At 68.9% G+C, this 25,771-nt stretch carries 27 protein-coding genes; 19 read left to right on the top strand and 8 right to left on the bottom strand.

Annotated elements, in window-relative coordinates; all coding sequences use genetic code 11:
- Positions 1 to 189: 189 nt before the first annotated feature.
- Positions 190 to 861, bottom strand: coding sequence for a nucleoside/nucleotide kinase family protein (locus EV652_RS08100; RefSeq protein WP_242001626.1), 672 nt, complete (start codon positions 859 to 861; stop codon positions 190 to 192).
- A gap of 38 nt (positions 862 to 899) precedes the next feature.
- Here EV652_RS08100 and EV652_RS08095 point away from each other — a divergent pair, with 38 nt between their 5' ends.
- Positions 900 to 1,394, top strand: a complete 495-nt coding sequence (locus EV652_RS08095; protein ID WP_132208358.1) for a hypothetical protein — start codon at positions 900 to 902, stop codon at positions 1,392 to 1,394.
- A 30-nt stretch (positions 1,395 to 1,424) separates the two neighbouring features.
- Here the strand turns inward: EV652_RS08095 and EV652_RS08090 are convergent, their stop codons facing one another.
- Entirely contained in the window at positions 1,425 to 1,754 is a 330-nt protein-coding gene (locus EV652_RS08090) for a VOC family protein (protein WP_132208357.1), read from the bottom strand.
- A gap of 348 nt (positions 1,755 to 2,102) precedes the next feature.
- Here EV652_RS08090 and glmU point away from each other — a divergent pair, with 348 nt between their 5' ends.
- Together glmU and EV652_RS08080 are read left to right on the top strand one after the other, a co-directional pair.
- Entirely contained in the window at positions 2,103 to 3,596 is a 1,494-nt protein-coding gene (glmU, locus tag EV652_RS08085) for a bifunctional UDP-N-acetylglucosamine diphosphorylase/glucosamine-1-phosphate N-acetyltransferase GlmU (protein ID WP_132208356.1), read from the top strand.
- 13 nt (positions 3,597 to 3,609) lie between these two features.
- Positions 3,610 to 4,590, top strand: coding sequence for a ribose-phosphate diphosphokinase (locus EV652_RS08080; RefSeq protein ID WP_132208355.1), 981 nt, complete (start codon positions 3,610 to 3,612; stop codon positions 4,588 to 4,590).
- Positions 4,591 to 4,634: 44 nt separating this feature from the next.
- Here EV652_RS08080 and EV652_RS08075 read toward each other — a convergent pair whose 3' ends face one another.
- Together EV652_RS08075 and EV652_RS08070 are read right to left on the bottom strand one after the other, a co-directional pair.
- Positions 4,635 to 5,114: a hypothetical protein gene (locus EV652_RS08075; protein WP_132208354.1), complete on the bottom strand. Its 480-nt coding sequence runs from the start codon at positions 5,112 to 5,114 to the stop codon at positions 4,635 to 4,637.
- Between the two features lie 111 nt (positions 5,115 to 5,225).
- Positions 5,226 to 5,885: a hypothetical protein gene (locus EV652_RS08070; RefSeq protein ID WP_132208353.1), complete on the bottom strand. Its 660-nt coding sequence runs from the start codon at positions 5,883 to 5,885 to the stop codon at positions 5,226 to 5,228.
- 134 nt (positions 5,886 to 6,019) lie between these two features.
- On the opposite strand from EV652_RS08070, the gene EV652_RS08065 reads away from it, so the two are divergent.
- The 3 genes from EV652_RS08065 to EV652_RS08055 are packed head-to-tail and all read left to right on the top strand — an operon-like array spanning position 6,020 to position 9,427.
- Complete coding sequence (locus EV652_RS08065) at positions 6,020 to 7,963, top strand: sensor histidine kinase (RefSeq protein WP_132208352.1); 1,944 nt, start codon at positions 6,020 to 6,022, stop codon at positions 7,961 to 7,963.
- 34 nt (positions 7,964 to 7,997) lie between these two features.
- Positions 7,998 to 8,642: a LuxR C-terminal-related transcriptional regulator gene (locus tag EV652_RS08060; RefSeq protein ID WP_439649045.1), complete on the top strand. Its 645-nt coding sequence runs from the start codon at positions 7,998 to 8,000 to the stop codon at positions 8,640 to 8,642.
- 23 nt (positions 8,643 to 8,665) lie between these two features.
- Entirely contained in the window at positions 8,666 to 9,427 is a 762-nt protein-coding gene (locus EV652_RS08055) for a DUF1932 domain-containing protein (RefSeq protein ID WP_132208351.1), read from the top strand.
- Here the strand turns inward: EV652_RS08055 and EV652_RS08050 are convergent.
- Positions 9,424 to 10,092, bottom strand: coding sequence for a hypothetical protein (locus EV652_RS08050; RefSeq protein WP_132208350.1), 669 nt, complete (start codon positions 10,090 to 10,092; stop codon positions 9,424 to 9,426). The two genes, EV652_RS08055 and EV652_RS08050, sit on opposite strands and share 4 nt — an antisense overlap.
- A gap of 302 nt (positions 10,093 to 10,394) precedes the next feature.
- Between EV652_RS08050 and EV652_RS08045 the strand changes: the two genes are divergently transcribed.
- The 6 genes from EV652_RS08045 to EV652_RS08020 are packed head-to-tail and all read left to right on the top strand — an operon-like array spanning position 10,395 to position 17,856.
- Positions 10,395 to 11,042: a 50S ribosomal protein L25/general stress protein Ctc gene (locus tag EV652_RS08045; protein WP_132208349.1), complete on the top strand. Its 648-nt coding sequence runs from the start codon at positions 10,395 to 10,397 to the stop codon at positions 11,040 to 11,042.
- 43 nt (positions 11,043 to 11,085) lie between these two features.
- A complete protein-coding gene (pth, locus tag EV652_RS08040) occupies positions 11,086 to 11,661 on the top strand; it encodes an aminoacyl-tRNA hydrolase (protein WP_132208348.1) in 576 nt (191 codons plus the stop codon).
- Entirely contained in the window at positions 11,658 to 15,284 is a 3,627-nt protein-coding gene (gene mfd / locus EV652_RS08035) for a transcription-repair coupling factor (RefSeq protein WP_132208347.1), read from the top strand. The genes pth and mfd overlap by 4 nt, the downstream gene beginning before the upstream one ends.
- Before the next feature lie 29 nt (positions 15,285 to 15,313).
- Entirely contained in the window at positions 15,314 to 15,943 is a 630-nt protein-coding gene (locus EV652_RS08030; RefSeq protein WP_132208346.1) for a SurA N-terminal domain-containing protein, read from the top strand.
- A gap of 9 nt (positions 15,944 to 15,952) precedes the next feature.
- Positions 15,953 to 16,972, top strand: a complete 1,020-nt coding sequence (locus EV652_RS08025) for a nucleoside triphosphate pyrophosphohydrolase (RefSeq protein WP_132208345.1) — start codon at positions 15,953 to 15,955, stop codon at positions 16,970 to 16,972.
- 44 nt (positions 16,973 to 17,016) lie between these two features.
- A complete protein-coding gene (locus EV652_RS08020; RefSeq protein WP_132208344.1) occupies positions 17,017 to 17,856 on the top strand; it encodes a phosphotransferase enzyme family protein in 840 nt (279 codons plus the stop codon).
- Here EV652_RS08020 and EV652_RS08015 read toward each other — a convergent pair.
- On the bottom strand, positions 17,773 to 18,291 hold the full coding sequence (locus EV652_RS08015) for a hypothetical protein (protein WP_132208343.1): 519 nt from the start codon (positions 18,289 to 18,291) through the stop codon (positions 17,773 to 17,775). The genes EV652_RS08020 and EV652_RS08015 overlap by 84 nt on opposite strands.
- A gap of 69 nt (positions 18,292 to 18,360) precedes the next feature.
- On the opposite strand from EV652_RS08015, the gene EV652_RS08010 reads away from it, so the two are divergent.
- Genes EV652_RS08010 through EV652_RS07985 form a run of 6 tightly spaced genes read left to right on the top strand, consistent with a single transcriptional unit; the run spans position 18,361 to position 23,069 of the window.
- Positions 18,361 to 19,206: a LysR family transcriptional regulator gene (locus tag EV652_RS08010; protein ID WP_132208342.1), complete on the top strand. Its 846-nt coding sequence runs from the start codon at positions 18,361 to 18,363 to the stop codon at positions 19,204 to 19,206.
- Entirely contained in the window at positions 19,203 to 19,748 is a 546-nt protein-coding gene (locus EV652_RS08005; protein ID WP_132208341.1) for an RNA 2'-phosphotransferase, read from the top strand. The genes EV652_RS08010 and EV652_RS08005 overlap by 4 nt, the downstream gene beginning before the upstream one ends.
- A 38-nt stretch (positions 19,749 to 19,786) precedes the next feature.
- Positions 19,787 to 21,067, top strand: coding sequence for a phosphopyruvate hydratase (gene eno / locus EV652_RS08000; protein ID WP_132208340.1), 1,281 nt, complete (start codon positions 19,787 to 19,789; stop codon positions 21,065 to 21,067).
- A gap of 4 nt (positions 21,068 to 21,071) precedes the next feature.
- Positions 21,072 to 21,680, top strand: a complete 609-nt coding sequence (locus EV652_RS07995; protein ID WP_132208339.1) for an FtsB family cell division protein — start codon at positions 21,072 to 21,074, stop codon at positions 21,678 to 21,680.
- Positions 21,677 to 22,159 (top strand): DUF501 domain-containing protein, encoded by a 483-nt coding sequence (locus EV652_RS07990; RefSeq protein WP_132208338.1) that lies wholly within the window; start codon positions 21,677 to 21,679, stop codon positions 22,157 to 22,159. The genes EV652_RS07995 and EV652_RS07990 overlap by 4 nt, the downstream gene beginning before the upstream one ends.
- On the top strand, positions 22,152 to 23,069 hold the full coding sequence (locus tag EV652_RS07985; RefSeq protein ID WP_199238057.1) for a Ppx/GppA phosphatase family protein: 918 nt from the start codon (positions 22,152 to 22,154) through the stop codon (positions 23,067 to 23,069). Before EV652_RS07990 ends, EV652_RS07985 begins: the two co-directional genes overlap by 8 nt.
- Before the next feature lie 96 nt (positions 23,070 to 23,165).
- On the opposite strand, the gene EV652_RS07980 is transcribed toward EV652_RS07985, so the two are convergent.
- Positions 23,166 to 23,735 (bottom strand): TetR/AcrR family transcriptional regulator, encoded by a 570-nt coding sequence (locus EV652_RS07980; protein WP_132208337.1) that lies wholly within the window; start codon positions 23,733 to 23,735, stop codon positions 23,166 to 23,168.
- A gap of 130 nt (positions 23,736 to 23,865) precedes the next feature.
- Here EV652_RS07980 and EV652_RS07975 point away from each other — a divergent pair, with 130 nt between their 5' ends.
- Entirely contained in the window at positions 23,866 to 25,284 is a 1,419-nt protein-coding gene (locus EV652_RS07975) for an MFS transporter (RefSeq protein ID WP_132208336.1), read from the top strand.
- On the opposite strand, the gene EV652_RS45140 is transcribed toward EV652_RS07975, so the two are convergent.
- Positions 25,264 to 25,503 carry a hypothetical protein gene (locus tag EV652_RS45140; protein WP_500784488.1) on the bottom strand — a complete coding sequence of 80 codons (240 nt, stop codon included), beginning with the start codon at positions 25,501 to 25,503 and terminating at the stop codon, positions 25,264 to 25,266. The genes EV652_RS07975 and EV652_RS45140 overlap by 21 nt on opposite strands.
- Between the last annotated feature and the right edge of the window lie 268 nt (positions 25,504 to 25,771).

Here is a 25,771-nt window from a genome sequence, read left to right as displayed (position 1 = left end):
CTGGACCAACCGACGGATCGCAGCGGACAACCTTGATGACCGGCCTCAGTCGGCTTTGACACACCGCCCCGCGCGGAAACTCAATTCACGATCCCGCGCTCAGCTCGATCTCGGATCATCCCGAGAGGATGAGCAGACCGGTTCGGGCATCCCAACGCCATCCCGCCCCGCCGACGGGTCCTGGCCGCGCTAGCTGACGTGGATCAGGTGGGGGGCTTCGAGGGTGGTGTTGTCGATGAGGATGGTGGCGCGTTGGTGTGGTGTGCAGGCGTTGAAGTAGAGCTGTTGGGCTCCGACGTACCGCTGCATGGTGGGGTGGTTGGGGTCGGGGCTTGTGCCGTCTCGGGTCGCCATGCGGGCGGCTGTCACCTCGAAGGGGACGTCGAGGAAGATCGAGAACTCCCAGGCGTCGGATAGTTCGTCGCGGTGGAAGAAGAGGCCGTCGGCAACCAAGACTGTGCTGGGTGGAGCGACCTCGTAGGGAGGGTCGAGGACCTGGTCGCTGGTGAGGTCGTGTGCCGCCGGGCGATACCGCCGTGAGCCGCCGGGTCCGCGCGGCGTGAGGACGTCGGCGCGTAGGCGGTCGTAGTTGAAGGAGTCGAGCCAGAACCCGTCAGGCGACAGGCGGCCGCGGCGGTATCGCGTGCTGCGGACGTTGTGGAAGTCATCCACGGATACGCGTACGACGTACCTGCCGAGGCTCCGGAGGACAGCGGCCAGCTCATCGGCGAAGACGGTCTTGCCCGAGCCGTCGACGCCGTCGACGCCCACCCGGACGCAATTCTCACCAACCGCACCGGGCACCAGCTCGGCCACCTGTCGGAGAACCTCCAGGCGCTTCTCGGGGATCGCGTCCATCATTCCGCCATCCTGGCACTAGCTGCAGAGATACTGGCCCCGTGATTGTGCTGCCGCATGAGCCGTCGGGGCTGACGAAGGCGACCTGGACGGATGCCGACTTCGCGGAGATGGGCTGGCACGACTGCCGGATCCATGCCTTGAGCATCGATGAGTACGACGACGACACGCTTCCGCCGGCGCGGATGCTGTTCGACCTCGACTACGTCCTGAAGTGGGTGGATCCCGCCCGAGGGCAGCGGTATTTCACCTTCTGGATCTCGCCGGCGACGCTCGTGTTCGAGCGGGCCTGGGGCATCGAGGGCGATCTCGGCCCGCTGCACGAGCTGCTGGAGATCGCCGACATCCATCGCCTCGATCCGCCGGACGACGCACCCGATCCGCTCTGGCACATCGAGGGTCAGAACTTCGACCTCCGGCTCCGATCCGCCGGCTACACGCAGTACCTCCGTCGACCGCCCCAACACGTCCGCCGCCAGATGCTCTCGTCGGCCGAACGCGGCAGCCTCAGCTTCGACGAGCGATCATTCGGCTGACCTCGCGGGGTAGCCATGGAGATCGCCTGCTCACTCGATGATGCAGAAGAGGGTGCCGTCCGGGGCGGCGAGTACGACGAAGTCGGCGTCCGGCGGGTACTCCCACTCGACCCGCTGAGCGCCCAGGGCGATCAGGCGGTCGACCTCGGTTTCCAGGGTTGAGGTGTTGCGGTCGACCCAGAGGTCGAGGTGGGTGCGGTCGGTCTCGTCGAGGTGAAGGCGGGTGCCCGCGCCGTTCCTGGGCCCGAGGAAGGCGGGGTTGTCCGGGCGGGCGTCGTACCCGAGGGCCTCGCTCCAGAAGGGCGCCGAGCCGTTGATGTCCGGCACGTTCAACACGACTGCTCCGAGCGACAAACTCATGAAAGCTCCTTGCCTGATGGACCGGCCTCTGACTCGTCCAGGATTGCAGCGCTCAGGGTGGCGGCTGGTTATGCCGGCCTGCTCATACAGCCACCGTAGAACCGTTTCCGGACGATCTACGTCCGGAACCTTCAGCCGACCGCGGTGGTCACCTCCAGCTGCCCCGCAAGTGAGTGGCACGCAGAGTTACCGGGGTGAGCAGAGGGTGGGAGTGAGACCGGTCACGCGGTTCCTCCGGCCGGGTGCGGGGTGCGGTCGGGGGAGCAAGTAGGCTTGCGCGGGCACCGTTTCGAGTGCCTGTGCAGATACTTGTTCCAGAACTCGCAGGGAACTCGAGGAGAAGACCGCGTGACTTCCCATCGTCCCGCGGCGGTCGTGATCATGGCCGCCGGTCTGGGAACCCGGATGAAATCGGCGACCCCGAAGGTGTTGCACGAGATCGGCGGGCGCAGTCTCGTCGGGCACGCGGTGGTCACCGCCCGTGCACTCGCCCCGGAGCACTTGGTGGTCGTCGTCGGCAACGGCCGCGAGCTGGTCGAGGCTCACCTCAAGGACGTCGACCCAGGTGCGAAGACCGCCGTCCAGGAGCAGCAGCTGGGCACCGGTGACGCGGTCCGCGCCGGCCTGACCGCCGTACCGGCGGACTTCGACGGCTCGGTCGTGGTGACGTCGGGCGACGTACCGCTGCTCGAGGCGGAGACCCTGCAGGAGCTGGTCGGCGCGCACGACAAGCACGGCAACGCGGTGACTGTACTGACCGCGCGGGTGCCTGACCCGACCGGGTACGGGCGGATCATCCCGGGCGAGGACGGCACCGTCGCCGGGATCGTCGAGCACAAGGACGCGTCGCCGCAGCAGCGCCAGATCGACGAGATCAACGCCGGGATCTACGTGTTCGACGCGGCCACGCTGCGCGACGGCCTGGCCCGGATCACCACCGACAACGCGCAGGGCGAGCTCTACCTGACCGACGTACTCGCGATCGCCCGGCAGGACGGCAAGCGGGTCGGTGCCTACTCGACCGACGACGCGATGCAGACCGAGGGCGTGAACGACCGCGTCCAGCTGGCCACGCTCCGGGCCGAGCTGAACCGCCGTACGCTCGACAAACTGATGCGCGACGGTGTCACGATCGTCGACCCGAACACGACCTGGGTCGACCAGACCGTCCAGGTGGCCCGCGACGTCACCCTGCTACCGAACATCCAGCTGCACGGCGCGACCACGGTCGGGAGCGGTACGACGATCGGCCCGGACACGACGCTGACCGACGTAGAGATCGGCGAGAACGCCACGATCATCCGGGCGCACGGCTCCAGCTCGGTCATCGGCGACGGAGCGTCGGTCGGTCCGTTCGCCTACCTCCGCCCCGGTACGTCGGTGGGCGTGAAAGGCAAGATCGGGACGTTCGTCGAGACCAAGAACACCAGCATCGGCGACGGCGCCAAGGTGCCGCACCTCACGTACGCCGGTGACGCGACGATCGGCGAGGGCGCGAACATCGGCGCCGGCACGATCTTCGCCAACTACGACGGGGTCGCGAAGCACCCGACGCACGTCGGCAAGCACTCGTTCATCGGCAGCAACTCGGTGCTGGTCGCGCCGCGGACGATCGCGGACGGCGCGTATCTGGCCGCCGGTACGGCGCTGACCGAGGACGTCGGCCCGGGTGAGATCGCGGTCGCGCGGGCCCGGCAGCGCAACATCAAGGGCTGGGTGGCCCGCAAGCGCGCCGGCACCAAGACCGCCAAGGCCGCGGAAGAGGCCCTGGCCGCACAGCAGACCGACGCTGCACAGCAGGCGGACAACGGCGCTGTGGGCGACACTGGCGACAAGGCGTAACGGGAGGCCGGCCATGAGCGGGATGAAGCGAACCACCGAGAAGAACCTGATGGTGTTCTCCGGCCGGGCTCACCCCGGTCTGGCCGAGCAGGTCGCCGAGCAGCTCGGCGCCGGCCTGGTCCCGACCTCGGCGTACGACTTCGCCAACGGCGAGATCTACGTCCGGTTCGAGGAGTCGGTCCGGGGCAGCGACGCGTTCGTGATCCAGAGCCACACCTCGCCGATCAACGAGTGGATCATGGAGCAGCTGATCATGGTCGACGCGCTGAAGCGGGCGTCGGCCAAGCGGATCACCGTGGTGCTGCCGTTCTACGGGTACGCCCGGCAGGACAAGAAGCACCGCGGCCGCGAGCCGATCTCGGCCCGGCTGATGGCCGACCTGTTCAAGACCGCCGGCGCGAACCGGCTGATCTGCGTCGACCTGCACACCTCGCAGATCCAGGGCTTCTTCGACGGCCCGGTGGACCACCTCATGGCGCTGCCGATCCTGAGCAAGTACGTGCAGGAGAAGTACGGCGACCAGCAGCTGGCCGTGGTGTCGCCGGACGCCGGCCGGATCAAGGTGGCCGAGCAGTGGTCGGCCCGCCTCAGCGGCGCACCGCTGGCCTTCATCCACAAGACCCGCGACATCGACCGGCCGAACGAGATGGTCGCCAACCGGGTCGTCGGTGAGGTCAAGGGCCGGGTCTGCATCCTGGTCGACGACATGATCGACACCGCCGGCACCATCACCAAGGCGGCCGACGCGCTGTACGCCGACGGCGCGGCGGGTGTGGTGATCGCCGCGACCCACGCGATCCTGTCCGGCCCGGCGGTGGACCGGCTGAAGAACTGCCAGGCCAGCGAGGTGATCGTCACGAACACGCTGCCGATCGCCGAGGACCGACGGTTCGACAAGCTGACCGAGCTGTCCATCGCGCCGCTGATCAGCCGGGCCATCCGCGAGGTCTTCGAGGACGGCTCGGTGACCAGCCTGTTCGACGGCCGCGCCTGACCGTCAGACGTCCTCCCCAGCCGGCCGGTCAGGCGCGCACACCGTCAGGCGCTGATCCGGCGTCCGGTCACCTTCCCGGTCGCGGAGTCGAGCACCTCGGTCTCGCTGTTCGGCGCGAACACGGTGACCCGGTAGGTCCCCGAGATCTTGCCGTGTGACAGGACGCCCCTGAGCCGGACCCGGACCGTCGGTCCGACCGATCCCGGTCCTTCCTCGCCTGCCAACCCGGTCCAGAAGGTCGCCCGGAACGACTTGCCGTGCCGCGACCAGGTACCGGTGAACGGCGGTGAGGCCGGGCTGATGTCGTGGGACACGAACACGTCACCCGCGGCGAAGCTCAGAACCAGCCGTACCGTCTCGGATGAGCCGTCGTCCTGCCGGCGGCACATCCAGCTGCCGAGCAGCCCGTTGTCGTTGTCGGCCACCGCCGGCGTGGCAGTCGCCAGTCCGGCAATCGCCACACCACCCGCGGCGATGCCCGCACCCCTCAGCGCCTGGCGGCGCCCCATTGCGTTCTCGCTCATTGGAGTCCCTCCCCAGAGATCCGCTGTTTCCTCCACGCTGCACCCGGCCGCGTCCCTGGGCAACGGTTCGGACCCCACGACGACGAGGGGTAGCGTCCCGCCTCCTGACCGTCAGGCCCGACGCCAGGCGTAGTACGCCGTACCCAGTGAGGCGGCTGTCATCGGCAAGGCGGTGAGCAGGCCGGCGACACCGTTGCCGGGGACGATGAAGGTCGCCACGATCGTCAGCCAGAGCAGGGGGATCCAGCGTGGTACGGCGTGCGAGCGCCAGAGGCCGACGGCCTGGATCACGGTGCCGAGGGCAATCAGTAGGGCGCCGGGGATCAGCATGCCGAACAGGTGGGCGGAGTCGTCGTTGATCCGCTCGATCACGCTCGCGTCGACCCCGGGTGCGGTGGCGAAGTAGTACGCGGCCGCCCAGCCGGCGCCTCCGACGGCGTACAGCGCGGTGCCGATCCACATCATGACGGCACCTGTCGTCGCCCACGCGGAGCCGCGGCGGCGCACGAGGAACGTGGTCAGCAGCGCCTGGGCCGTCACGTTGATCACGAGTGCGGCACTGAGAACCACCAGCAGCCCCCACCACAGATCGCGGACGGGCTGGATGTCGCTGTGGGCGTAGGTCTCGCCGCCTGCGGCCGGCTCCGGCCAGAGCAGTCCGCCCGAGACCGCTGCGACGGCGGTGAGCGCCAGCAGCAAGGCAACGATTCCGACCCGGCGCCGGAGCACGGGATCGGCAACGGTCGGGCTGGGAGCAGTTTGGGTCGTCATGGTGATCCTCCGAGATGTGAGCTGACGACCTCAGGAAACGTCGGACGGGCCACTCGACACATCGGAGCCGACACGGAGGCGGTCTCCGTGCTGGCTCGGAGCCGTCCGGCGTACTGCGGACTTACTCTGACGACATGCGGTGGCCGCGGTGGGTCGCGCTCGGTACCTTCCTGCTCGTCCTGGTGATGGTCGCGGGAGGTTCCTGGCTGCTGATCGCGTACAGCACCGGCCCGCACACGCTCCGGAACTTCATCGGCCTCGCCGCGATCGGGACTGCTATCGCAGCGCTCGGACTCGTGGTCAGCCGGCGTGAACCCTTGGTCGGCGCACTCCTCGGCTGGATCGGCGCGATCACGGTCTTCCTGACGGCCCGCGACGTCTACTACAACGCCGAGGGGCTGCGCCTGGACACCCGGGTCGTTGCTTGGCTGGACGAGAGTGGTTGGTGGCTGCTCGCCGCGGTCAGCCTGTTGCTGCTGTACTTCCCGAACGGTCAACTGGTCAGCCCGCGCTGGCGACCCGTTCCACCGGCGTTGCTGCTGCTCTGCACCGCGCAACAGGTCTTCGGCGCGTTCGCCACAACGCCCTTCCTCTCACCTCTGCAGGAGCTACCTCGCCCGTACGGCGCCCTGCCGCGGCCGCTCCAGGTGCTGAGCGAAGTCGTGTTCGCCGCCTTCCTGGCTCTGTGTTTGGCATCGGCCGTCTCTGTGGTGATCCGGTACCGCCGGTCGACCGGCAAGGTCCGGGCACAGGTCAAGTGGCTGTCGCTCGCCGGAGTGGCCGCCGTTCTCTACCCGCTCGTCTGCCTCGCCGAGATTGTCGTCACCGGTGACACCGGCATCGTGGCGACGGTCTTCGGTCTCGTCGCGCTGCTATCCCTCCCGGTCTCCGTCGCGGTGGCGATGCTCCGGCACGACCTGTACGACGTCGACCGCGTGCTGGCCGACACCGTCACCTACGGCATCGTGATGGTCGTCCTCCTGGGCACCTACGCGGTGGCGGCAGTATCACTTGGGCTGGTCCTCAGCGACTCCGCAGTTGTGGCCGCCGCAGCCACAGCGGTCTGCGCCCTAGTCCTCTCACCACTCCGGACGAGACTGCAGCGCTCGGTGGATCGCCGGCTCTACCCACCGCGGCGCGCAGCGTTGCTGGCGATCGATGACCTGCAACGCCGGATCCACACCGAGCAGGCCCAACCGGAGGAGCTGGAGGCCGCTCTGCGCACCGCACTGCGCGACCCGGGTCTTCGTGTCGGTCTGCTGATCCCTGGCGCGTCGGGGTTCGTCGATGCCGCTGGTACGCCGGTCGGCAGCCCACAGCTGGTTCCGGTGATGCTGGGTGGTGCGCAGATCGGCGTACTCGCGTCGGATTCGACCAGTCCCGCCGTACTGAAGGCAGTGGCGGCTGGGGCGGCCAGTCTGGTTGAAGTGACGAGGCTCAGGGCTGAGTTGGCCGGGGCCTTGCGGGAGGTGGAGGCGAGCCGGGCGCGACTTGTGCAGGCGGGTGACGAAGAGCGGCGGCGGCTCGAGCGGGATCTCCACGACGGGGCTCAGCAGCGGCTCGTCTCGTTGGGGATGGCGATGCGGTTGGCGCAGCGGCACCTGGACGACGGGACGGTGGACGTCGACGGGCTGCTCGATCAGGGGGTCGCGGAGCTGGCCACGGCGGTCGCGGAGTTGCGCCAGATCGCGCACGGGTTGCGGCCGACCAGCCTGGACGACGGCCTGCATGCCGCCTTGAGCGCGATCACGCAGTCGCTGCCGATTCCAGTCCGGCTGCAGATCCCGTCGGACCTGCCTGAGGAGCTGGCCACGACGGCGTACTTCGTGGCGGCCGAGGCGGTGACGAACGCGGCGAAGTACGCGAACGCGACCTCGATCGCGGTCCGGGTGTCGCACTCGACCGAGCAGGTCACGGTGCTGATCGAGGACGACGGGTGTGGTGGTGCGGCGCCGCGTCCGGGGTCGGGACTGAGCGGGTTGCTGGATCGGGTGGCTGCGGTGGGTGGGTCGCTGAACCTCCGGAGCCCGGCCGGCCGCGGTACGACGGTCGAGGCGGTGCTGCCATGCGGATCGTGAACGGGCGGACGAGGTCGATCGTGAACGGGGGCGGATGATGCGGATCGTGATCGGGGAGGACTCGGCGTTGTTCCGGGAAGGGCTGGCGCGGTTGCTGGCCGACGCCGGGCACGAGATCGTCGGCCTCGCGCCGGACGCACCAAGCCTGATGACCGTGGTCGCGCAGACCTCACCCGACCTGGCGGTGATCGACATCCGGATGCCGCCCGACCAGACCGACGACGGGGCCCGGGCGGCGCGCCGGCTCCGGATGCTGCATCCCGGGCTGGCCATCGTGCTGCTGTCCCAGCACATCGAGACCCGGCACTCGGTCGAGCTGGTCGCGACCGGCCGGTTCGGCTACCTGCTGAAGGATCGGGTGCTCGCGGTCGACGAGTTCCTGGACGCGCTCGACCGGGTCGCGGCCGGTGGGTCAGCCCTCGACCCCGAAGTGGTCACCCGGCTCCTCGGCCGCCAGCGGTCCGACGACCGGCTCGCGCCGCTGACGCCGCGGGAACGTGAGGTACTCACGCTGATGGCCGAGGGCTGCACCAACGTCGGCATTGGGCGCCGGCTGTTCCTGACCGAGCGCACCGTGGAGACCCACGTCGGCAGCATCCTGTCCAAACTCGGCCTCCACACCAACGACGAGCAGCACCGCCGCGTCCTCGCCGTACTGGCATATCTTGGGGAGCACTGACCGCTTCTCAGAGGATGGGCTCCATGCGGATCGCTGTGTTCCACCCCGGCGCGATGGGTTCGAAACTGGCCGCGCAACTGGTTGCCGCAGGCCACGAAGTGCACTGGGTGCCGGAAGGGCGGAGTCCGGAGAGTACGGCGCGCGCCGAGGCAGCAGGGTTGATCGGTACGCCGTTCGCCGAGGCGGTCGGTGCGGCCGAGGCGGTGTTGTGCTCGTGTGCACCACAGGGCGCGGTGGACATCGCCGTACAGGTCGGTCGGGCCGGGTTCGACGGTCTCTACATCGAGGCGAACCCGTTGTCGCCGAAGTCGCTGCGGGAAGCGCAGGAGGCGGTCTCCCAGGCCACGTTCGTGGATGCCGGTGTGATTGGCCCACCGCCGACCGGTGGGCCGAGTCCGACGCACCTGATGCTGTCCGGCTCAGCCGCCGAGCAGGCCGCCGGCCTGTGGGCCGGGACCGCGGTCACGCCCATGGTGGTCGGCGATCAGCCCGGTGCGGCCAGCGCAGCCAAGTCGTCGTACGCGCTCTACAACAAGGGGAAGGCAGCCCTCGCGGTCCTCGCCTTCCAGCTCGCCGAGAAGCACGGCGTCACCGAGGCCCTGACCGCACAGCAGGTCCGCGGCGATGCCAGCTCGCTCCAAGACCCGTCGCTGCCTGAGCAGCTCCGCCGCGTCGCGTGGCGCTGGGGCCCGGAGTTCGACGAGCTCGCGGAGACGCTGGACGACGCCGGTCTGGAAGGCGACGCCGCCCGAGCCCTCCGCCAGGTCTGGACGAAGCTCAGCTAGTACGTCGGCTTGCCGTAGTCGCGGACGACGTACGGCGGGATGCGGTCGATCACACCGGCCATCGCCTCCAGCCGGGCGAGCACGTCGCGAACGACGAAGGAACCGTGGCCCCAGGAGACGAGCGCGTTCCCGGCGAACTGCCACTCCAGGCCGCGGTTGAACAGCATCCACTCCATCATCCGCGGATGCAGGACGGCCGAGGCATACCGGTCGTCCTCGCAGCCGACCCGGAACGCGTCGTTGAACGCCTCGCTCTCCAGCTCCAGATCACGGCCGCCGAACATCCGTTTGAGACCCGAGTCCCTGGTGAGCGTCAGCGGCGGCAACGCGACCGGCAGATTGAGCGCGACCACGTGCACGGTGTGGTTCTGTGTCTGACCTTTCGAGCCCGAGCTGGTCGTGTAGGTGTACTCGAGGACGCACAGACCGCGACCGCGGAAGTCGCCCGCGAACATCTCGCCGGGCCGGCCGCGCTGGAACAGCCGGGCGGTGACCTCGATCAGCCAGGGGTTCGGCGGGGTCAGAACCCAGCCGAAGGACGCCGCCTCCGCCGCCCGCCGCCGGAGGAAGTCCTGGCGGTTCTTCATCAGCACGACGATCAGTACGGCGACGGCCGCGAGCACCATACCGGCGAACAGGACGCTGATCAGGCTGAACGCAAACACGCGGGCAACGTAGCGGACGGCAGGTCCAGTGGATTCCGGTATAGCCCTCCGGGGAAAAAACACCGCCTGGTGCCGCTGAACGGCAGCTGAAGAACGGATTTCCTGTCCGGGCGCAGTGATGGGTAGACTGTTTTGGTTGCCTCGGCGAGGGACGCCCCCCGAGAACTGTTGGGCGCGGCTCCGTGATCGACGCGGTGGTTCGTTGCCTGACGCCTTCTCCGGGGTCACAAAGCGCCCGCTGAGGCCGCAGCCGAGTTCCACCTGACAACAGATCACCGCAACGCACCTGAGGAGTTCATCTCGTGGCCGAGGTCAAGATCCAAGCCGAATCGCGCACGGAGTTCGGCAAGGGTGCTGCCCGCCGAATCCGCCGGGACAACAAGGTTCCCGCAGTCCTGTACGGCCACGGCAGTGACCCGGTGCACATCACGCTGCCCGGTCACGACACCATGCTGGCCCTGAAGACCGCCAACGCCCTGCTGCTGATCGAGGTCGAGGACGGCGAGAGCCACCTCGCGCTGCCGAAGCAGGTCCAGCGTGACCCGCTGAAGGGCTTCATCGAGCACGTCGACCTGGTCATCGTGAGGCGCGGCGAGAAGGTCCAGGTGGACATCGCCGTCCACCTCGAGGGCGAGGCCGTCAGCGAAACCCTGGTCGTGCTGGAGCACCCGAGCATCCTGGTCGAGGCCGAGGCGACCCACATCCCGGACGGCGTCACGCTGTCCATCGAGGGCCTCGAGGTCGGCGCCCAGCTGCACGCGTCCGACATCGAGCTGCCGAGCGGGACCACGCTGGCCATCGAGCCGGACACCCTGATCGTGAACGTCACCGCCCAGCAGACCGCCGAGCAGGCCGAGGCCGAGCTGGCCGACGCCGAGGCCGAGGCCGGCATCGAGCGGGACGAGCCGGAGGCTCCGGCCGAGGAGCCGGTGGCCGCGGCCGCCGAGTAAGGTTGCGCCTCAGCACCCAGACACAGCAGGAGGGCCGGGATCCGTGGCGGACGACGTGTGGTTGGTCGTCGGACTGGGGAATCCCGGCCCTTCCTATGCCCGCACCCGGCACAACATCGGTCACCTCGTCGCCGACGAGCTGGCCGACCGCACCGGCGGCAAGTGGAAGCAGCACAAGCAGGTCCGGTCCGAGGTGATCGAGACCCGGATCAGCGGCATCCGGACCGTGCTGGCCAAACCCCGGTCGTACATGAACGAGTCCGGCGGACCGGTGTCCGGGCTGATGAAGTTCTTCAAGGTCGAACCGACCGGCCTGGTCGTGGTGCACGACGAGCTGGATATCGACTTCGGCGTCCTGCGGGCCAAGTTCGGCGGCGGCGACAACGGCCACAACGGGCTCAAGTCGCTGCGGAAATCGCTTGGCACCGGTGAGTACTATCGAGTCCGGTTCGGTGTGGGTCGTCCACCGGGCCGGCAGAACCCTGCCGACTTCGTCCTGAACGAGTTCTCCGCCACCGAGCGCAAGGACCTGCCGTTCGCGGTGGATCGTACGGCGGACGCGGTGGAGTCGCTGCTCACCGACGGCCTCGATGCAACCCAAGGGAAGTACAACTCGTGAAGCTGAGCGGTCTGGTCGACACCCTGATCACCGATCCGGTGGTGGCCGAGGCCGTTCGCGACGCCCGAACCGAGGGCGTCACGACACTCGACCTGAGCACGCCTGGCCCGGTGCGCCCGGTCCTGCTCGCCGCGCTCGCGTCCGAGCAGAAGGGCGCCGACCGCCCGGTGCTCGCGGTGACGGCGACGTTCCGCGAGGCCGAGGAGCTCACCGAGGCCCTGCAATGCCTGGTCGATCCCGCCAACGTCGCCTACTACCCGGCCTGGGAGACCCTTCCGCACGAGCGGCTCTCGCCCCGGTCCGACACGGTCGGCCGGCGTCTCGCCGTACTGCGGCGCCTGGTTCATCCCGACCCGTCGGACGAGACCACCGGGCCGATCAAGATCCTGGTCGCGCCGGTGCGGTCCGTGCTGCAGCCGCAGGTCGCCGGTCTCGCGGACCTGAAGCCGGTGCAGTTGCACGTCGGTGACACGGTCGAGCTCGAGGACGTCGTCGAGCAGTTGGCCGGGGCGGCGTACCACCGGGTCGACCTGGTCGAGCGGCGCGGTGAGTTCGCGGTCCGCGGCGGCATCATCGACGTGTTCCCGCCGACCGAGGAGCACCCGCTGCGGGTGGACTTCTTCGGCGACGACGTAGAGGAGATCCGGTACTTCGCGGTCGCCGACCAGCGGTCGCTGGAGATCGCCGAGCACGGCCTGTGGGCACCCCCGTGCCGTGAGTTGCTGCTGACCGACGAGGTGCGCTCGCGGGCCGCCGTACTGGCGAAGGAGCACCCGGAGCTCGCCGAGCTGTTCGAGAAGCTGGCCGAAGGGCATGCCGTGGAGGGCATGGAGTCGCTGGCCCCGGTTCTCGTCGACGAGATGGAGTTGCTGGTCGACTTGATGCCGGCCGGGACCCATGTCGTGGTCAGCGACCCTGAGCGGGTGCGGGCCCGGGCACACGACCTGGTCGCGACCAGCCAGGAGTTCTTGGAAGCGTCGTGGGCGGCCGCTGCCGGTGGTGGCGAGGCGCCGATCGATCTGGGTGCGGCGGCGTACATCTCCCTCGGCGATGTCCGGTCGCATGCGCTGAGCAACGGCCTGGCCTGGTGGAGCATGTCGCCGTTCGCCGCGGCGCCGACCGACGCGCCCGAGCTACGCGACTCGATGGGCGAGCGGGTCTCGTTCGACATCGACCCGGACGCGGGTGCGGTCCGGAGCCGGGCGATCGCCGCCCACGAGGTCGATCCGTACCGCGGTGAGACCGCGGCCGCCGTCGAGGACATCCGCGGCTGGCTGCGGAACGGCTGGCGCATCGTCTGCGTGACTGAGGGTCATGGTCCCGCCCAGCGTCTGGCCGAGGTGTTGTCCGAAGCCGAGCTGCCTGCCCGGGTGGTCGAGGGCATCGACGAGATCCCCGAGCCGGGCGTCGTGCTGATCTCACAGGGTCAGCTCGACCACGGATTCATTGCCGACGGCATCAAATTCGCCGTCCTCACCGAGAACGACCTGGCCGGTCAGCGGTCGATGGCCGAACGGCGTTCCCAGCAACGGATGCCGAGCCGGCGGAAGAAGACGATCGACCCGCTCGAGCTGCAGCCCGGCGACTTCGTCGTCCACGAGCAGCACGGCGTCGGCCGGTACGTCGAGATGATGCAGCGGACCGTCGGAACCGGCACGCAGAAGGCCACCCGCGAGTACGTCGTCATCGAGTTCGCACCGAGCAAGCGCGGCCAGCCCGGCGACCGGCTGTACGTGCCGACCGACCAGCTCGACCAGGTCACCCGGTACGTCGGCGGCGAGCAGCCGAGCCTGGACAAGATGGGCGGCGGCGACTGGGCCAAGCGCAAGGGCCGTGCCCGTAAGGCGGTCCGCCAGATCGCCGGCGAGCTGATCAAGCTGTACGCCGCCCGCCAGGCGACCAAGGGCCACGCGTTCGCGGTCGACACCCCGTGGCAGCGCGAACTGGAGGACGCGTTCCCGTTCGTGGAGACGCCGGACCAGTTGGCCACCATCGACGACGTGAAGCGCGACATGGAGCGCGTGATGCCGATGGACCGGATCGTCTGCGGTGACGTCGGCTACGGCAAGACCGAGATCGCCGTCCGGGCCGCGTTCAAGGCGGTGCAGGACGGCAAGCAGGTCGCGATCCTGGTGCCGACGACGCTGCTCGTGCAGCAGCATTACGCGACCTTCGCCGAGCGGTACGCCGCCTTCCCGGTGAACGTGGCGCCGCTGTCGCGGTTCCAGACCGACAAGGAAGCCAAGGCCACGGTCGACGGTCTCGCCGACGGGTCGGTCGACGTGGTGATCGGAACGCACCGGCTGTTCAGCGGCGAGGTCGCGTTCAAGGACCTCGGGCTGGTCGTGGTCGACGAGGAGCAGCGGTTCGGCGTCGAGCACAAGGAACAGCTGAAGCGGTTGCGGACCGCGGTCGACGTACTGACCATGTCGGCGACGCCGATCCCGCGGACGCTGGAGATGTCGATCACCGGCATCCGGGAGATGTCGACGATCGCCACCCCGCCGGAGGAGCGGCACCCGGTGCTGACCTTCGTCGGCGCGTACGAGGAAGGCCAGGTGACCGCCGCGATCCGGCGCGAGCTGCTCCGCGAGGGTCAGGTCTTCGTCGTCCACAACCGGGTGAACACGATCGAGAAGGCCGCCGCCCGGATCCGCCAGCTCGTGCCCGAGGCGCGGGTGTCGGTCGCACACGGCCAGATGCCGGAGCACCACCTCGAGCAGGTGATCCAGGGCTTCTGGGAGAAGCAGTCCGATGTGATCGTCTGTACGACGATCGTCGAGTCCGGTATCGACATCTCCAACGCGAACACGATGATCGTCGAGCGCGCCGACCTGCTCGGCCTGTCCCAGCTGCACCAGCTCCGGGGCCGGGTCGGCCGGGGCCGGGAGCGCGCGTACGCGTACTTCTTCTTCCCGCCGGAGAAGCCGCTGACCGAGACCGCGCACGACCGGCTGGCCACCATCGCGCAGCACGCCGACCTGGGCGGCGGCATGGCGGTCGCGATGAAGGACCTGGAGATCCGCGGCGCCGGCAACCTGCTCGGCGGTGAGCAGTCCGGCCACATCGCCGACGTCGGCTTCGACCTGTACGTCCGGCTCGTCGGCGAGGCGGTGGCCGAGTACCGCGGCGACACCCAGACCGAGGAGCCCGAGGTCAAGATCGAGCTGCCGATCGACGCGCACCTGCCGCACGACTACATCCCGTCGCAGCGGCTGCGGCTGGAGATGTACCAGCGGCTGGCCGCCGTCCGCGACGAGGACGGCGTCGCCGAGCTGGTCGAGGAGTTGCACGACCGGTACGGCGACATCCCGCAGCCGGTGCTGAACCTGGTCGAGGTGGCGAAGTTCCGCAACCACGCCCGCCAGGCCGGTCTGCACGACGTCACGCTGCAGGGCAATCTGATCCGGTTCGGGCCGGTCGAGCTGCCCGATTCGAAGGTGCTCCGGCTGAACAGGCTGTACCCGAAGAGTCTGGTGAAGCCGCAACTGCGTACGATCCTGGTGCCGAGACCTGCCACCCGGCCGGTCGCCGGTCAGCCGCTCCGCGACCAGGAGCTGCTGCAGTGGTGCACCCGGCTGATCGACGACGTGATCGCCGAACCGATCGGGGTGCCGGCGTGAACTTGAACTGGACAAGGCGAGGAGATTCGGTGAGCACATCGCGACGGCTTCGGGCCCTCGGTGCGGCAGTGGCGACAGTGCTGCTGGTCGGCGGCTGCGCGGCGGGGACGCACCCGGGTGCGGCGGCCGTGGTCGGCGACACGGAGATCACCGTCGGTGACGTCGACACCACCTCCCGTGCGGTCAGCACCGCGCTCGGGCAGGACTTCAACAGCACGGTGGCGCTGAGCGAACTGGTGAACAACGCGCTGGTGGCCCATGTCAGCGAGCAACGGTCGATCGCGGTCAGCGACGCCGAGACCGCCGAGGCGGCCAAGCTGGTGGTCAACGACCCGACGGCGTACGCGAAGTTCGAGGCGGACCCGGTGGCGCGGGACTTCCTGCACCAGGTCGCCGCGGCCGCGGTCGCGACCATCAAGCTCGGCGGCGGCACCGGGGTCAAGGACCCGAAGGTGCAGGTGGCCCAGCAGGCCGGTCTGCAGGCGATCAAGGAAGCCTCGAAGGACGTCGACGTCGACATCTCGCCGCGTTTCGGTCAGTGGACCGACGGCCGGATCGACAGCAAGATCTCCGGCTCGCTGTCCGAGGAGTCCGCCCAGGCCAAGGCCAAGCGGGAAGCCGCCGAGCAGGCCGCCCAGCAGAACCAGCCCCAGGGCTGAGGTACCTGGATGCCTGGTGACACCGCGGGCGGTGCGATCAAGGTCGTCCTGACCAGCCCTCGGGTGGCACCAGGCCTGCTCACCCGCGCGGCCTGGCAGGCCTTCGCCGACGCCGACGCCATCGGCGCCGCGGGGATCTCCTCCGGCGCCGGCGCGGCCGTTCCGGCGAGGCCGGATGTGCAGGCTTTGGTGGGGTCCGGCCTGGTGGTTTCCCAGGTCGAAGGCGGAGTCGCCGAGCACTGGGCGTGGCTTTCGGCTGCGGCCGGCGCGGGTCAGCGAGTCGTCTGGCTGGTCGGTGAGGACGGGGAGCCCGGGTTGTTGCGGGTGGTGGCCGACCAGCTGAGTCGGGAGCCCCGTCCGCCGTACGAGGTGGAGATCCTGCACGGGTCGTACGACGTACCCGGCGCGCGGCTCATCGACCTGGTGCGGGTGATGGACCGGCTGCGCCGGAACTGCCCGTGGGACCAGGAGCAGACGCACGAGAGCCTGGCGAAGTACCTGCTCGAGGAGACCTACGAGACCCTCGAGGCCATCGACACCGGCGACCGCGCCCACCTTCGCGAAGAGCTCGGCGACCTCCTCCTCCAGGTCGCGTTCCACTCCCGGATCGCCGAGGAGGACCCGGACGAGGGCTACTCCGTCGACGACGTGGCCGGCGACATCGTCGAGAAACTCATCCGCCGCCACCCGCACGTCTTCGGCACCGTTGACGCAGCCGACGCGGCCGCCGTCGAAGCCAACTGGGAAACCATCAAGGCCGCCGAGAAACAACGCACCTCAGTCCTCGAAGGCATCCCCCTGGCCCTCCCCGCCCTGGCCTTGGCCGACAAGGTCCTCGGCCGAGCCGCCAAGCATCTCCCCGCGGAGGTGAAGAGGGCCGAGCCTGCTGACGATGCCGACCGCATCGGGCAGCAGTTGCTGGATCTGGTCCGCGAGTCCCGCACCCTAGGCATCGACCCCGAACAAGCCCTCCGCACCACCATCCAGCACCTGGCCCAAGAGATCCGCACCACCGAGTCCGCCGGCTGAAAACCCGATGCGAGCCCAGCGACCGGGCTGGCAGGGTGGGGCGGGTGGATGTCGCGGAGTTGCTGGCGGAGCGGTGGGGGCGGAAGGCGACGCGGGTGGCGCGGTTGCCGGGTGGGATGGGGTCGACGACCTGGCTGGCTGAGGGCGATGAGTGGCGGGTTGTCGTCAAGGCGGTGGATGCGAGTGACGAGGGGTTCGGGCCTGGGCTGGAGTTGGCGGCTCGGCTTGGTGACGCGGGGTTTGTGACCGGTCGGCCGGTCCCCAGCAACGCTCGCCGGCTGGTCGAGGCGTACGACGGCCGGTGGGTCGGCGTACTGGAGTTCGTCGACGGGGTGCCGCTGACCGACGCTGACGCGGCTGCGGTTGGTGAGCTGCTGGGGCGGGTGCATCAGGAGAGCCGGACTGCCGAGGGGGACGTGGCCGAATGGCTTCAGTTCCTGCGGGTCTTCGAGTCGTCGCTGGACCTCGAGGAGTGGATCCGGCCTGCCGTCGAGGGTGCGATGGAAGGGGTACGACGGCTCGGTCCGCTGACCTGGGGGTGGTTGCACGGAGACCCGTCCCCGGAGGCGTTCATGCGTCTGCAGGACGGCGCCACCGCGTTGATCGACTGGGGTGCGGCGATGCACGGGCCGGTGCTGTACGACGTGGCCTCGGCCGTCATGTACGTCAACGGACCCGGCTCAGTCGTTCCGGCGTACCTGAAGGAGCGGCCGGAGTTGCGCGATGAGGTCGAGGCCGGGCTCGACGCGTTCTTGCAGGTGCGGTACGCCGTCCAGGCCGGCTACTTCGCCTGGCGGTGCTCAAACGACGTCCGCACCGGGATCGCCGACCCGGCCGAGAACCGCAAAGGGCTTGCCGACGCCCGCCGCGCCTTCGGCCTGTAGGTCATCGAGGATCTGGGCCTCGGTCGACGCCCAGTTCTTGAAGAGGTAGCGGTAGGCGACCACACCCTCGATGGCCGCGATCACGTCCGGCTTGTCGTCGACGAAATGGGTGATGCCGAGGTCGGCGCAGTGGATCGCCTTCTGCGGGCGTTGCAGACAGAAGCGGACGTTGCCCTCGGCAATGCCGGTCAGTTCGAAGAAGCGGTGATGCCGCAACCATTCCAGTGAGCGTTGCTGCACCCGCGGTCCACACTTGGACACCAGCCACGCCTGCCCGTCGAACAACCGCACCAATCGCGTGATCGCCTCGAAAGCCCCTGGTACGGCGGGGGTCCGCAGCATGGCCGTGGTGTCGCCGGAGAAGAACGACGTGTCACCGGTCCCCGAGGATCCGTCGATGATCACCCGGCCGATGTCGATTCCCAATCTGTTCATGTCTTCAGGCTGACGACTCGGACTCTCCAGCAGAACTATCAATCAGCTCAACAGCTATAGTTTGAAGTAATGATTGGATTGGTCGCGGAGGACCTGGAAGCGTTCGCGGTGTTCGCCCGGCACCGCAACTTCACCCGCGCCGCAGCCGAGTTGCACGTCAGCCAGCCGGCCCTCCACACCCGCATCCGCAAGCTCGAAGCGCGCTTGGGCAGGTCGCTGTATCTCAAGCAGGGCCGGCTGCTGCGGCTGACCGAGGTCGGGGAGCAGTTGGCGGCTTTCGCGAACGACAGCCGCGACAGGGCGGCCGAGTTCCTCGGCACATTGGATCTGGCGCCGTCCAGACCGCTCGTGCTCGTGGCGGGCTCAGGCACGTACCTGTACCTCCTGGGCGACCCCATCAGACGGTTCCTGGCGAAAGGGCGTGAGCTGCAGCTGAGGACCGGAGATGCCAGTGAGACCCTCGCGGCGGTGAGGGAGGGCACGGCAGATGTCGGGGTCACGGCGCTGACAGTTCCGCCGGACGATCTCGAGTGCGAGGTGCTGTCGCAGTACCCGCAGACCCTGATCACCCGGGCTGATCACCGCCTGGCCGATCGGCGGAGCATCAGGCTGAAGGACCTGCAGGACGAGGCGCTCGTCGTACCGCCGAAGGGGCGTCCGCACCGGCAGCAGCTGGAGCGGAGCATGCTGGATCAAGGCATCCGGTGGTCCGTCGCGGTGGAGGCGGAGGGGTGGGAACTGCTGGTCCACTTCGTCCGTCTAGGAGTAGGTCCGGCCGTCGTGAACGGGTCGGTCCGGGTGACGAGCGCCGTACGGCGGATTCCGGTGAAGGACCTGCCGCCGGTGCGGTACTACATCGTCACGCGCGGGGATGCGAGTGATCGGGTGGACGAGCTGAAGGGGATGTTGCTGTGAGCAGGGACAGCCGGAAGGTCTCCAGGCTGCTCAGGCATACAGCAGGTGAGCGCGGTCTCACGATGAGTGCGGACGGCTGGGCGCTGATCGACGATGTCCTTCGGGTCCTGCAGATGGACCGTACGGCGCTCGATGCCGCCGTGGAGCACAACGACAAGCAGCGCCTACAGGTGGACGGCGACCGGATCCGGGCGTGTCAGGGCCACTCGCTCGCCGGGATGCCGGTGACGTGTGAAGCCTTGGAGAACAGTTGGGAACGGGTGCACCCCGATCACCTGCTCTGGCACGGGACCAACCGGCAAGCGCTGCCGGCGATCCAGCGTGACGGTTTGCTGCCGGGACGGCGTACCCATGTCCATCTGGCCCCTGCGAAGGACAGTCCGGTCAGGCGGCGATCGGCCGTAGAAGTCTTGCTGGGCGTGGATTCCAGGGATTTGGCCGTCTATCGCGCACCCAACGGAGTGTTACTCACGCGGTCGGTACCCCCGGATGCGATCGTGGAGGCCGACGCGGTCCACCCTGCTCGCTGGTCTGGCAGCTAGGCTCAGGCTGATTCGTCATCGAGAACTTGGGAGTCAATGTGGCCACCATCGAGGCCGTCGGCGCCCGCGAGATCCTCGACTCGCGCGGCAACCCCACTGTCGAGGTCGAGGTTCTGCTCGACGACGACACCGTAGCCCGGGCGGCCGTGCCGTCGGGTGCGTCCACCGGTCAGTTCGAGGCCGTCGAACTGCGTGACGGCGACAAGGCCCGGTACGGCGGCAAGGGTGTCCAGAAGGCGGTCACCGCCATCCTGGAGGACATCGACAAGGAGATCGTCGGGTACGACGTCCACGAGCAGCGGCTGATCGACCACGCCCTGCTGGACCTGGACGGCACCCCGAACAAGGCCAAGCTGGGCGCGAACGCGATCCTCGGCGTCAGCCTCGCCGTCGCCAAGGCGGCCGCGGAGTCGGCCGGCCTCCCGCTGTTCCGGTACGTCGGCGGCCCGAACGCGCACGTGCTCCCGGTGCCGATGATGAACATCCTCAACGGCGGCGCGCACGCGGACAGCAACGTCGACGTGCAGGAGTTCATGATCGCCCCGATCGGCGCACCGACGTACGCCGAAGCAGTGATGCAGGGCGCCGGCGTCTACCACGCGCTGAAGGCGGTGCTGAAGGAGCGCGGACTGTCCACCGGTCTCGGTGACGAGGGCGGTTTCGCGCCGAACCTGGCGACCAACCGCGAGGCGCTGGACCTGATCCTGGTCGCGATCGAGAAGGCCGGGCTGGAGGCGGGCAAGGACATCGCGCTGGCGATGGACGTGGCTGCGAGCGAGTTCCACACCGACGGCGTGTACGCGTTCGAGGGTGGCAAGAAGTCGGCCGACGAGATGATCGCCTACTACGCCGACCTGGTCGCGTCGTACCCGATCGTCTCGATCGAGGACCCGCTGAACGAGGAGGACTGGGACGGCTGGAAGAACCTCAGCACCCAGCTGGGCGACAAGATCCAGATCGTCGGCGACGACCTGTTCGTCACCAACGTCGAGCGGCTGCAGCGCGGTATCACCGAGAAGGCGGCGAACTCGCTGCTGGTGAAGGTGAACCAGATCGGCTCGCTGACCGAGACCCTGGACGCGGTCGACCTGGCCCGCCGCAGCGGCTTCACCTGCATGATGAGCCACCGCTCCGGTGAGACCGAGGACACCACCATCGCCGACCTGGCGGTCGCGACCAACTGCGGCCAGATCAAGTCCGGCGCGCCGGCCCGGTCCGACCGGACCGCGAAGTACAACCAGCTGCTCCGGATCGAAGAGGAGCTCGACGACGCGGCGGTCTACGCCGGCCGCTCGGCCTTCCCGCGGTTCAAGGGCTGATTGGATGGCCTCGTCCCGTCGGGAATCCGGTGCACGCCCCGGCTCGCGTCCGTCGAGTCGGACCCAGTCGCGTCCACCGGCCCGGCGGGGCGACCAGCCCAAACGCCGTACGACGGGAACCTCGGCCGAACCGGCCCGGACCCGGGGCTCCCGCAACCTCACCGGCCGGGCGGCCGTCGTACTGCTCGTGCTCGGTGCGTTGATCGTGTCGTACGCGCAGAGCCTGCGGGTGTGGTTCGACCAGCACCAGCAGATCACCGCGCTGCAGCAGGAGATCCGCGACCGGGAGAAGCGGGTCGGCGAGCTGAACGACGAGATCGCCCGCTGGGACGACGACGCGTACGTGAAGGCGCAGGCCCGGCAGCGGCTCGGCTGGGTGATGCCGGGTGAGGTCGGCTACCGCGTGATCGGCGCGGACGGGAAGCCGATCGGTGCGCCGCCGGAGCCTTCGACGCCGTCCGACGCCTCGGCCGACGAGCAGCAGCCGACCTGGTACACCAGGCTGTGGGGGAGCGTCGAGGGCGCGGGCAAACCCGCCGTCCCGTCGACCCCGAAGCCGGCCAAGCCGACCCCGAAGCCGATCTTGACCCCATCTCCGAAGGCGACCCGGTGACCGTTAGTCCTGACGACCTCGAAGCGGTCAGCAAGCAGCTCGGACGGACCGCGCGCGGGATCCGGTCCATCGCCCACCGATGCAGCTGCGGCCTGCCCGACGTGGTGGAGACCGAGCCCCGCCTGCCGGACGGTACGCCGTTCCCGACCACGTACTACGTGACCTGCCCGCGACTCGCGTCCGCGATCGGCACGCTCGAGGCCGAGGGCATGATGAAAGAGATGACGGACCGGCTCGGCACCGACGAGGACCTGGCCGCTCGCTATCGCGCCGCCCACGAGTCCTACCTGGCCCACCGCGAGTCGATCGAACACGTCGAGGAGATCGCCGGCATCACCGCCGGTGGCATGCCCACCCGGGTCAAATGCCTCCACGTCCTGGCCGGCCACTCCCTGGCCGCCGGCCCAGGCGTGAACCCCCTCGGCGACGAAACCCTCGAAGCCCTCGAAGACTGGGGCCGCCGAGGTCCGTGTGTCTGACCGCGTCGCCGCGGTGGACTGCGGGACGAATTCCATCCGTTTGCTGATCGCCGACCTGGCACACGGTGAGCTCGTCGAGGTCGACCGGCGGATGACGATCGTCCGCCTCGGACAGGGAGTGGATGCGACGGGAGCGTTCGCACCGGAAGCCCTCGAGCGGGTGTTCACAGCCTCCGACGACTTCGCCGCTGTGATCCGCCAGTCCGGCGCGACCCGGACCCGTTTCGTGGCGACTTCGGCGGCGCGGGACGTCAGCAATCGGGACGAGTTCTTCGCGGGAGTCTCCCAGCGCTTCGGCGTGGAGCCGGACATCATCTCCGGTGCCGAGGAGGCCGAGCTGACCTTCCGTGGCGCAACCGGTGGGCTGACCGCGCTCGACGTACCCGGCCCCTACCTCGTGGCCGACATCGGCGGTGGATCCACCGAGCTGGTTCTGGGTGACCCGGACGGAGTGATCGCAGCCGAGTCACTCGACATCGGCTCGGTGCGGCTGACCGAGCGGCATGTCACCTCCGACCCGACCACGCCGGACGAGCTCGCCGCCATCGCCAAGGACGTGGACGCGTTGCTGGACGCAACCTCGGTGCCGATCGGTCAGGCCCGGGCGTTGGTCGGCGTGGCCGGGACGGTCACCACAGTCGCCGCTGTCGCGCTCAAGCTGACCGAGTACGACTGGTCGCAGATCCACCACGCGCGGATCGCCGGGCCGGTCTTGCGCGACACCACCGCCTGGTTGACAAACTCCAGTCGCGCCGAGCGTTCCGCCGTACCGGTGATTCATCCTGGACGGGTGGACGTGATCGGTGCGGGCGCGTTGATTCTGCAGCGGTTGTACGACCGGCTGGCCGTGGAGGAAGTGCTCGTGTCCGAGCACGACATCCTGGACGGCGTCGCACTCTCACTCGCCTGAGCCGGATCTCCAGGCCATCACAATGACGCCGAATCCACGTCACCGCGCCTGTTGCCGGTCATCAGGCCCGGTTGTGATGGCCTGGGCGTCCGCGGGTCAGCGGTTGCGGATGCCGTCGAGGGCGATCGCCAGGACCCGGTCGCGCTGCGCGTCGTCGACGTACCCGGCCGCGGTCAGGCCGCTGACCATCCGCAGTACGTCGTCGAAGTTCACGTCCGAGCGGGCGTCGCCGGACTTCTGCGCCTGCTCGAACAGTGGGGTGCCGGCGGCGAACATCGCCTCCCGGGAGATCTTGAAGCTCTCGGACTCCCGGTTCAGCGACTCGTAGATCGCGCGCTTGGTCGCGGCGTACCCGACGAACCGGCGCAGCCAGGTGGTCAAAGCCTCCCACGGCGGCAGGTCGGCCACGTCCTCGGCGGCGATGCACAACTCCTCGATCTCGCCCAGGTAGACCGCGTTCAGCAGGTCCTGCCGGGTAGGGAAGTTGCGGTACAGCGTGCCGATGCCGACACCGGCCCGACGCGCGATCTCCTCCAGCGACGCATCGACCCCTTTGGTCGCGAACGCCTCCCGCGCGGCGGCGAGCAGGGCGTCGAAGTTCCGCCGCGCGTCGGCCCGCTGCGGCCGTCGTACGTCGACCCGCAACGCCGGCCTGGTCTGATCCACACTTCACCCTAACGACTTGGAACCGGAGGTATGCCTCCGTTATAGTGGAGGCGTACCTCGACTTTACCAGGCCGGGGACTTCTGACGCCGCCGCAAGTGGCGTACTCACACCCTTTCGAAGGACTTCTGCATGCCTGGAAGTAGTTCCTCTCCACGCCTGACGCTGGCTGTGCTGGCGACCGTCGTGGCCGCGTTCTCGATGTTGCAATCGCTGGTCAGCCCGGCGTTGCCGGTCATCCAGCGCGACCTGGGTACGACGGCCGGCACCGTCACCTGGGTGTTCACCGCACTGCTCCTTTCGGTCTCGGTGGCGACCCCACTGCTCGGGCGGATCGGCGACATGGTCGGCAAGGAGCGCACGCTGCTGATCGCGCTGGCTGCCCTCGCGGTCGGTTGTCTGCTCGCTGCGATCGCCCCGAACATCGGCGTACTGATCGGTGCCCGGGTGGTCCAGGGCCTCGGCGGCGCGGTGTTCCCGCTTGCGTTCGGCATCATCCGCGACGAGTTCCCGCCGGAGCGGGTGCCGTCCGTGGTCGGCGTACTGTCCGCTGTCATTGCGGTCGGTGGCGGTCTGGGCATCGTCCTGGCCGGCCCGATCGTCGAGGCGCTCGGCTGGCGCTGGCTGTTCTGGATTCCGCTCGTCGTCGTCACGCTGGCCGCTGTGATGGCTCGCCGGTACGTGCCCGAGTCGCCGCAGCGGGTGCCGGGCCGGATCGACTGGCTGGCCGCCGCGTTGCTGTCGGGCTGGCTGGTCGCGCTGCTCCTGCCGTTGAGTGCGGGTCGGTCGTGGGGCTGGGGTTCTTTGTCGACAATCGGTTTGTTCGTGGCGGCCGCCGTACTGCTCGTCGGCTGGATCACGGTCGAACTGCGGTCGCGGAACCCGTTGATCGATATGCGCATGATGCGGTTGCCGGCGGTCTGGACGACCAACCTGGTGGCGCTGTTGTTCGGTGCGGCGATGTTCGCGGTGTACGCGTTCGTGCCGCAGTTCATGCAGATCCCGACGGTGGCCGGCTTCGGGTTCGGGTCGAGTGTGAGCCAGGCCGGGCTGCTGATGCTGCCGATGCTGGTGACGATGGCGGTGAGCGGTTCGCTGAGCGGGCCGATCGCGCCGTGGTTCAGCGTGAAGGCGCAGGTCGTCTGGGGATCGGCGCTCAGCCTGGTCGCGTCCGTGGCCTTCGCCGAGTTCCACGACCAGCCGTGGCAGGTGGCGATCGCGACCGCCGTGTTCGGCCTCGGTCTGGGGCTGGCCTACGCGTCGATGACGAGTCTGATCGTGCAGAACGTGCCGCGTGAACAGACCGGCGCCGCGACCGGCATGAGCGCCAACATCCGCACCATCGGCGGTTCGATCGGTACGGCGATCGCCAGCTCGATCATCACCGGCCATGTCCAAACGAGCGGCCTGCCGGCTGAGTCCGGCTTCACCGACACCTTCCTGCTCCTCGCCGCCTTCTGCGCGGTCGCCGTACTCCTGGCCCTGGCCATCCCACGGGCTCGCCGCGTGACTGCCACACCTGAGCCTGTTCTAGAGGAGCTTGTCGGCTGATTCGAGGATCCGGTCCCACGGCAGCCGCCGTGGGCCGTCCTCGGACCGCGGCTCCAGCAGCTCCCACTCCACCAGCACGACACCCGCCGTACGCAGGGTGTCCAAGTGACCGGCCCACGCGGGATGCCTCGCGTGGGCCGCGTTCACGCGTGGAAAGACGACCATCGGCGTACCGCCGAGCCCTTCGCACAGCACAGTCAGCGCCTGGCTGTCGCCGATCCCGAGTGCCAGCTTGGCGACAGTGTTCGCGCTGGCCGGGGCGGCGATGAACAGGTCGATCGGAGGGTGCGGGCGTTCCTCGGCGGGGATGCGAGCGGACCGGGAGTTCGGTGAGGCGTTCGAGCTCCCACCGCTCGGCCGGCGCGAGCCACTCGGCCGCCGTCGGCGTGAGGGTGATGGCGGGCTGATGTCCTCGCGCGATCAGCGGTTTGATCAGGTGCTCGCGCAGTTGCTCGACCCCACCCGTTGCCGACGCAACGACTCCTAC

The sequence above is a fragment of the Kribbella steppae genome, assembly GCF_004342025.1.
Taxonomy (GTDB): Bacteria; Actinomycetota; Actinomycetes; order Propionibacteriales; family Kribbellaceae; genus Kribbella; species Kribbella steppae.
Note: the sequence above shows the minus strand (reverse complement) of the source record. Positions and strands in the feature narration are given on the sequence as shown.

Coding starts and splice junctions, on each gene's coding strand:
- EV652_RS08060 (WP_439649045.1), top strand. CDS start 7,998: ATGATGCGGATCGTGATCGGGGAGGACTCGGCGTTGTTCCGGGAAGGG.
- EV652_RS07995 (WP_132208339.1), top strand. CDS start 21,072: ATGGCCTCGTCCCGTCGGGAATCCGGTGCACGCCCCGGCTCGCGTCCG.
- EV652_RS08065 (WP_132208352.1), top strand. CDS start 6,020: ATGCGGTGGCCGCGGTGGGTCGCGCTCGGTACCTTCCTGCTCGTCCTG.
- EV652_RS08080 (WP_132208355.1), top strand. CDS start 3,610: ATGAGCGGGATGAAGCGAACCACCGAGAAGAACCTGATGGTGTTCTCC.
- EV652_RS08055 (WP_132208351.1), top strand. CDS start 8,666: ATGCGGATCGCTGTGTTCCACCCCGGCGCGATGGGTTCGAAACTGGCC.
- EV652_RS08025 (WP_132208345.1), top strand. CDS start 15,953: ATGCCTGGTGACACCGCGGGCGGTGCGATCAAGGTCGTCCTGACCAGC.
- EV652_RS08010 (WP_132208342.1), top strand. CDS start 18,361: ATGATTGGATTGGTCGCGGAGGACCTGGAAGCGTTCGCGGTGTTCGCC.
- EV652_RS07975 (WP_132208336.1), top strand. CDS start 23,866: ATGCCTGGAAGTAGTTCCTCTCCACGCCTGACGCTGGCTGTGCTGGCG.
- EV652_RS08090 (WP_132208357.1), bottom strand. CDS start 1,754: ATGAGTTTGTCGCTCGGAGCAGTCGTGTTGAACGTGCCGGACATCAAC.
- EV652_RS08015 (WP_132208343.1), bottom strand. CDS start 18,291: ATGAACAGATTGGGAATCGACATCGGCCGGGTGATCATCGACGGATCC.
- EV652_RS08075 (WP_132208354.1), bottom strand. CDS start 5,114: ATGAGCGAGAACGCAATGGGGCGCCGCCAGGCGCTGAGGGGTGCGGGC.
- EV652_RS08100 (WP_242001626.1), bottom strand. CDS start 861: ATGATGGACGCGATCCCCGAGAAGCGCCTGGAGGTTCTCCGACAGGTG.
- EV652_RS08070 (WP_132208353.1), bottom strand. CDS start 5,885: ATGACGACCCAAACTGCTCCCAGCCCGACCGTTGCCGATCCCGTGCTC.